Origin of the sequence: Allorhizocola rhizosphaerae (assembly GCF_003426775.1) — a bacterium.
GTDB lineage: Bacteria > Actinomycetota > Actinomycetes > Mycobacteriales > Micromonosporaceae > Allorhizocola > Allorhizocola rhizosphaerae.
In genome coordinates this window covers 1-1,042 of sequence record NZ_QJUG01000492.1, presented here as the reverse complement: position 1 = coordinate 1,042, position 1,042 = coordinate 1, and the positions used below count along the sequence as shown (strand labels likewise).

The 1,042-nt window shown below is 72.6% G+C and carries 2 pseudogenes; both read left to right on the top strand.

Annotated elements, in window-relative coordinates:
• A pseudogene (locus DM816_RS42020) lies at window positions 1-783 on the top strand (serine/threonine-protein kinase); the annotation flags it as partial.
• Between the two features lie 50 nt (window positions 784-833).
• Window positions 834-1,042 (top strand): annotated as a pseudogene (locus tag DM816_RS42015) (hypothetical protein); the annotation flags it as partial.

Sequence of the window (1,042 nt, the reverse complement as noted above, 5' to 3'; positions counted from 1 at the left end):
CCCGTGCCACCACCGCACCGGTCGGGACGGCTCGCGCATGTCCTCATTGGACTGCTGGAGAAGGACCCGGCGCAGCGCATGGACGCGGCCACGGCCCGGCACCTGCTGCGCGAAGCGCTCGTCGAGCCGGCCAGCCCCGCGCCGACGCCGACGCGGCGCGGGCGACGCCTCTGGCCGGTTGCCGTGGCGATACTCGCGGTGGGCGCCGTGGTGGCCGGGTTCCTGCTCACCCGCTCGACGCCCGGAGATCGAACGGCGCCGCCGCCCTCCCCTATCACGACCCCTAGCACAGCACCCACCACCGCGGGAACTACGACTGCGCCCGCGACGCGCGGGGTCGAACTGCCGACCGGATGGCAGATGCGCGACGACGGCACGGGCTTCAAGGTGCCCGTGCCCGACGGGTGGCAGTTCGGGCGCGACGGCGACGGTCGCGCGCTGTGGCGCGACCCGTCCACCGACAGGCTGCTGCTCATCGACCAGACCCGCAGCCCGAAGCCCGACCCGGTACAGGATTGGCGCAACAACGAGGCCGCGCGGCGCAGCGGATACCGCGACTACCAGCGTGTCCGGCTCGAATCGGTGTCCTATTGGGACAGTGCGGCGGACTGGGAGTTCACCTACACGTTGGACGGCACGCCGGTGCGCGTGCTCAACCGCGGCTTCATCACCGCACGCGACCAGGCATACTCCATCTACTGGCGGACACCGGCCGCGACCTGGGCCGACCATCGCGACGATCTCCAGGTGGTGCTCGACGGGTTCGTGCCGGCGCGAACCTGACTCCGCCCAACCCTGGTCGGATGCGCCGTTGCTGCGTATCCTGTCCGGTCATGGCGAATGTCTTGGCGCGCTTGGTCGATTCCGCGGTCCACCGGTCGTCGGCCGCTGCCCTGCGCGAGTTGTGGGAGCACCTGGGCGGCTCGGCCAGCGCGGCCTGCGCCGGCCTGCCGAGGCTGACCGCCGCGCTCGACCAGCATGCCGCGGCGGTTCGTGACGCGATCGGCGCGGGAGCGGGAGCCCTCGGCCCGGCGGCGCTGGC